The 6,393-nt window shown below is 49.6% G+C and carries 4 protein-coding genes; all 4 read left to right on the top strand.

What is annotated here, in order from left to right:
- Positions 1-860 (top strand): efflux RND transporter periplasmic adaptor subunit (locus WCO51_08385; protein ID MEI6513275.1); only part of this gene is annotated, 860 nt, incomplete at its 5' end.
- Between the two features lie 5 nt (positions 861-865).
- Positions 866-4,072, top strand: a complete 3,207-nt coding sequence (locus WCO51_08380) for an efflux RND transporter permease subunit (GenBank protein MEI6513274.1) — start codon at positions 866-868, stop codon at positions 4,070-4,072.
- Positions 4,073-4,122: 50 nt separating this feature from the next.
- Positions 4,123-4,344, top strand: coding sequence for a DUF2892 domain-containing protein (locus tag WCO51_08375; GenBank protein ID MEI6513273.1), 222 nt, complete (start codon positions 4,123-4,125; stop codon positions 4,342-4,344).
- 135 nt (positions 4,345-4,479) lie between these two features.
- Complete coding sequence (locus WCO51_08370; GenBank protein MEI6513272.1) at positions 4,480-6,135, top strand: CTP synthase; 1,656 nt, start codon at positions 4,480-4,482, stop codon at positions 6,133-6,135.
- The last annotated feature ends 258 nt before the right edge of the window (positions 6,136-6,393 follow it).

Raw genomic sequence — 6,393 nt, 5'->3', positions numbered from 1 at the left:
TCTCTAAGCAGCAATACGATAATACAAAAAATCAATATGAACTTGCAAAAGCCCAATATGAAGCGGCTTTGCAAGTGCAAAGCATGACCAACGAAGGAAGCCGCGCAGAGGATATTCGATCAGCTCAAGAAGCTGTTCGGCAAGCAAGAGCGGAAACGGTTGCCGCACGAGCGGGAGTGAAAGAAGCCAAAGCTGCCGCTCTTCAAACTAAGGTTAGAAAGCAGCAGATAGCCGGAGCACAAGCTCAGATTGGTCAGGCTAGGGCGAACCTTCAACTTGCCTCGGTAACTCAAAGCTATGCGGTTATTCCTGCTCCATTTGACGGTGTTATCGCTCAACGAATGGCAGATCCGGGCGCGATGGCAAGTCCAGGCGTTCCCTTGCTCAAAATCCAGGGAGGCGTACTTCGGTTAGAGGCAATCGTTCCTGAAAGCGTACTAGCCAAAGTGGTTCTCGGCCAAAGAGTATCGGTTATCTTAGATGCTTTGCCGAATAGCAACATTATCGGCAGGGTCGCCGAGATTTCACCCAAAGGCGATTCAACCAGTCACACTTTTATCGTAAAAATAAATCTTCCCGCCGAAGCAGGAGTTCGAGCAGGGATGTTTGGCCGAGCGCGTTTCAGGATTGGACAGGAGCCAGGTCTTCTAGTCCCAAGCACAGCCGTCTGGGAGCGCGAGGGGCTGAATTATATCTTTGTTATCAGTACCGGTAAGGCGCAATTACGGTTGGTGACTATTGGAGAATCTTCAGGAAGTTTTATACCTATCCTTTCAGGTTTGACCTCAGAAGAAAGAGTGGTTATTAGCAACCGCGAGCGTCTTACTGACGGTTCGTCTGTCACGGATGATAGGAGGTAATCGAGATGCGCATAGGACTTGCAGGACGTTTGGCATCAGCTTTCGTCAATTCGAAACTTACACCGTTAATAATAATCGCATCGCTTGCACTGGGAATTTTCGCCATCCTTCGAACTCCACGCGAGGAAGAACCGCAGATTATTGTGCCGATGATGGATGTGTTTGTGGCCATGCCGGGTTCATCGTCAAAAGAAATCGAACATCGAGTAACCACTCCCATGGAAAAGCTCATCTGGGAGATACCAGGAGTCGAATACGTCTACTCTACTTCCAGCCCAGGTCAATCGATGGTGATTGTGCGCTTCTTTGTCGGCCAAGATCAAGAAGCGAGCCTGGTGAGGCTGCGTGAAAAGTTGCAATCCCACTATGACATCATCCCTCCGGGCGCATCTTTGCCGATAATCAAGCCTCGCTCGATTGATGATGTGCCCATATTGGCGCTTACCCTACACAGCACGCATTATGGGGCTTATGAGCTTCGCCAGTTGGCAGCGCGGGTTGAGGATTCGATTAAGCAAGTTGATAATGTTTCGGAAACGCATATTATTGGCGGTCAAAGGCGAGAGGTTCGGGTCACCCTTAATCGCGGGCGATTAACCGGCTTTGGCCTATCCCCCGACAGCATCACACAAGCTTTGAATACTGCCAACCAAAAGGCGCAGGCGGGCGGAATCGACAGCAACAACACCCAAATTGCCGTCAAGACGGGTGGTTTTCTTCAGACCGCAAATGATGTTGCCAAGGTCGTAGTGGGTGTTGCTAATGGCCGCACTATCTTATTATCAGATGTCGCTACCGTGCGAGATGGCCCTGAGGAGGCCAAAAGCTACGTTCAATTTGGATACGGAGCGGCTGACAACAAAAAAGCTGGTCTGGAGCCGGCGGTCACGATTTCAGTGGCAAAGCGCCAAGGCAAAAACGCCATAGATATCGCTCATGCCGTTCTAGCAAAGGTTGAGAGCCTCAAAGGCAATCTCGTCCCCGCCGACGTTGAAATAGCCGTCACACGAAACTATGGAGAAACTGCAAGCGAAAAGTCAGGTGAACTGCTCTTCCATATGATGCTGGCTGTACTATCAGTGACACTGCTAATCGCCATTGCGCTTGGCAGACGTGAATCTTTGGTGGTTCTAGTCGCCATCCCAGTGACACTTGCATTGACATTGCTGGTGTTCTATCTTTACGGGTATACGCTCAATAGAATCACCCTTTTTGCGCTCATCTTTTCGATTGGCATTTTGGTAGATGATGCGATTGTGGTGGTCGAAAACATTGTTCGGCATTATCGCAATCCCGACCCTGATTGCAAAACTCCGTTAGATACTGCCATCAGAGCGGTTGACGAAGTTGGCAACCCCACTATTCTCGCCACTTTCGCCGTCATTGCTGCAATCCTTCCGATGGCGTTTGTGGGGGGCTTAATGGGACCATATATGCGCCCCATCCCAGTCGGAGCTTCAGCGGCGATGCTCTTCTCCCTGCTGATTGCCTTTGTGGTCACCCCCTATGCCGCAGTTCGCCTATTAAAAAACGAACAAGCGGAAGCATGCAGTTTTCACGACGCTCAAACTGCCCCTGACACGTGGTCAACACGCCTTTATCGCAAGATCATGACCCCGTTGCTTCATCAACCGATGGCGAGGCGGGGATTTCTTGGCGGTGTGGTGTTATTGCTGCTGGCGGCTATGTCATTGGTTGGGTTTAAACTGGTGACGGTGAAGATGCTGCCGTTTGACAATAAGAATGAGTTCCAAATTATCGTCGATATGCCCAACGGGACAACACTCGAACAAACTGCCGCTGCTACTCAAGCGCTTGGCAGCTATATTGCCACAATCCCTGAAGTCGAAAACTATCAAATGTACGTCGGTTCCGCCAGTCCCTATAACTTCAATGGTCTTGTCAGACACTACTTCACCCGCAGTCAACCTTATCAGGCTGATATTCAAGTCAACTTGGTTGGCAAAGGCGAGCGAAAGTCGCAGAGTCACGATATCGCCAAGCGCATCCGCCCTGAGATTGAACAGATTTCCAAGCAGTGGGGAATACGCGTAAAAATCGCCGAGGTTCCCCCTGGACCTCCTGTCCTTCAAACACTGGTTGCCGAAATCTACGGCCCTTCCGAAACCCGACGCACAGAAGTGGCAAGGCAAGTGAAAGAAATCTTCCAAACCACTAATGGCGTTACCGATGTTGATTGGTATATGGACGATGACCAGACGACCTATCAGTTTGTTGTAGATAAAGAAAAGGCAGCTTCCTCAGGAGTGGATACGGAGACTCTGAACCGAACGCTGCAAACGGCTCTTTCAGGTTCACAAGTAGGTCTTGCCCATGACCCATTATCAAGTGAAGACGTGCCGATTACTGTTCGCCTCCCTCGTGCTGAGAGAAGCGGTCTCGACCGTCTTGGCGAGCTTCGAGTGGCGGCGCGTGATGGTCATTTGATTCCTGTCAGTGAGCTTGTAAAAACCATTCCTGTCGCCACCGATAAAGCAATTTATCATAAGAACCTACTGCCGGTTGTGTATATCACCGGAGATGTCACGGGGCGCCAGGAAAGTCCGGTTTATGCGATTCTTCAAATGAACCGCGCGGTTGGCAAAGTGAAGCTGCCAGAAGGCTATAAGCTTGAAACCCTCACCACCCACGTGCCTTTCACCACTGATAAATTGCAGGTGAAATGGGACGGCGAGTGGTTTATCAGTTATGAGGTCTTCCGCGACCTAGGCATCGCATTTGCGGCAGTGCTGATTCTTATATACATATTAGTGGTGGCGTGGTTCCAAGACTACAAGACCCCTCTCGTTATCATGGCGCCCATTCCGCTGACACTTGTCGGCATCCTGCCTGCTCATGCGCTAATGGGAGCTTTCTTTACCGCGACCTCAATGATTGGATTCATCGCAGGTGCAGGTATTATCGTGCGCAACTCGATTATCCTGGTGGATTTCATCGAACTGCGATTGAAACAGGGCATGCCGCTCGATCAAGCTGTGATTGACGCGGGCGCAACCCGTTTCCGCCCAATGCTCTTAACGGCCGCAGCCGTTTTTGTTGGCTCATTTGTAATCCTCTTCGACCCGATCTTTCAAGGTCTGGCGATCTCACTAATGGCCGGTGAAGTCGCCTCAACCCTTCTCTCACGACTGGCTGTTCCAGTCTTGTACTACATGATGCGAAAGGGACAAAAAGTACCCCTTACTACGTAAAGTAATCTAGAAATATCATTAGCAAATAATTATAACAATAGGAGATAGAAATGACTACTGAACGATGGCTTCGACTTATAGCGGGAACATTTGTATTGACGAGCGTAGCATTGGGCCATTGGGTCAACCCATGGTGGCTCGCGTTCACGGCTTTCGTAGGGTTAAACCTATTCCAATCAGGATTCACCAATGCCTGTCCCATGAAATCATTATTAGAGCGCTTTGGCACCACTTCCTCAAAAGGATGCTGCCAGAGTGTTAAAGCCGAGTAGTACCTAGCATACGGACTCTATTTGCTGAACATCTCCGGGGTTATATTTGTCCTAAAAATCTTTCAAATCATGAATCGTCTGGTGGTATGAAAGGGCGGGACGGGGTATACTTATAAACCCGGAGGTGTCCTCACATTGACCAAATATATTTTTGTTACGGGCGGTGTTGTAAGTTCAATTGGAAAAGGAATTGCAGCCGCAAGTATTGGTAGACTGCTCCGGAACCGGGGCTTTAAAATTGCTCCCGTAAAAATTGACCCCTATATTAACGTAGATGCCGGAACCATGAATCCGTACCAACACGGTGAAGTGTTCGTTACGGAAGATGGAGCCGAAACCGATCTCGACCTCGGGCATTACGAACGATTTGTTGATGTCTTCTGCACCCGCCACTCAAACGTCACTACTGGCGCAATTTATAAATCTGTGATCGAAAAAGAGCGCCGCGGTGAGTATCTGGGCGCAACGGTCCAGGTGATTCCCCACATCACCAATGAAATCAAAGAGCGCATCGTCCGAGTTGGGCGTGAATCGAATGCGGATGTGGTGATGGCGGAAATCGGCGGAACCGTCGGCGACATCGAAGGCTTACCGTTCTTAGAAGCCATTCGCCAGTTTAAAAAGGATGTGGGAAGCGACAACGTGATGTATATTCACGTCACCCTCATCCCCTCGGTTGGCCCATGGAATGAAGTCAAAACCAAGCCCACCCAGCACAGTGTTATTAACCTTCGCGAAATTGGCATCCGTCCCGATGTGTTGATATGCCGAACTAAAATTCCTCTTGGGGACGATGTTAAAGATAAAATCTCGCTTTTCACCGACGTAGACCGCGCAGCCGTTATCGAGTCGCTTGATTGCGAGACCATTTACGAAGTGCCAGTGTTGTTCGAGGACGCCGGTTTGGGCGATTTAGTCTGCGAGCGATTAAGTTTAGGCGCTCCTAAGCATGACTTATCCGAATGGCGCAAATTGGTCGACACCATTAAGCATCCTCAGAATGAGGTCACGATTGCCATCGTTGGAAAGTATACGGATAACGGCGACGCCTACATCAGCATCGCCGAAGCTCTTAAGCATGGCGGAATTGCATCGAATGCTCATGTTAATATTCGTTGGATTGAATCCGATGAGATTGAAGAAAATGAGCCTGCTACACTTCTTAATGGTGCGGATGCGCTAGTTGTGGCTCCCGGATTTGGCGCGCGCGGAGTTGAAGGTAAGATTCGAGCCATCCAATACGCCCGCGAAACAAAACTTCCATTCTTGGGACTTTGTTTTGGCTTGCAGATGGCGGTTATCGAGTATGCCCGTAACGTTTGTGGGCTAGAAGGCGCTCATACGGAAGAAGTTGATCCTAATACCCCTTACCCTGTCATTCACTTGCTGCCCGATCAAATAGATATTTCAGACAAAGGCGGAACGATGCGCCTTGGCGCCTACCCTTGCCGCATAACCAGTAAGACTTTAGCCCATCGTCTTTATGGCGATTCGGTGATCGATGAACGCCATCGCCATCGTTATGAAGTCAATAACGAATATCGTGAGACTTTATCTCAGCGCGGAATGGTCTTCAGCGGGGTTTCTCCCGATTACCGGTTGGTGGAAATCGTCGAGGTCAGTGATCACCCCTATTTCATTGCCACTCAATTCCACCCCGAATTCAAGTCGCGCCCCAACCGTCCCCACCCCCTTTTCGCGGGATTGGTCAAAGCGGCTTTAGATCGCTGTAAAAAAGAAGCAGTTGCCGTCACCCAAGTCACAGACAGCACTGTTGTTACGACAAAGTAATTGTAGCGCGTATTCAGTAGATCAAAAGGCTTCGCCAGCAACGCTGGCGAAGCCTTTCTTTTCCTGTTTAATTGCGAGGCATTTTCCGCACCACCCTTCGATACGGCCTTAAGGCCTACTCAGGGATACGGATTTGAGAAAGAGAAGGAGACGCACTATAGTCCCACTTGGAAAGAGGTTTTCCCCTAAAAAAAAGGACACCCTAAGTCCCATAATAAGGAAGAGGTGTTCAGGTGATGAATCGGTATACGCACGAGT

The sequence above is a fragment of the bacterium genome (assembly GCA_037131655.1).
GTDB lineage: Bacteria > Armatimonadota > Fimbriimonadia > Fimbriimonadales > JBAXQP01 > JBAXQP01.
The sequence above is the reverse complement of the archived record's forward strand: the minus strand, read 5'-3'. Positions and strand labels throughout refer to the sequence as shown.

Bases quoted from the DNA above. Each gene is read 5' to 3' on its own strand.
- WCO51_08380 (MEI6513274.1), top strand. From the start codon at position 866: ATGCGCATAGGACTTGCAGGACGTTTGGCATCAGCTTTCGTCAATTCG.
- WCO51_08375 (MEI6513273.1), top strand. From the start codon at position 4,123: ATGACTACTGAACGATGGCTTCGACTTATAGCGGGAACATTTGTATTG.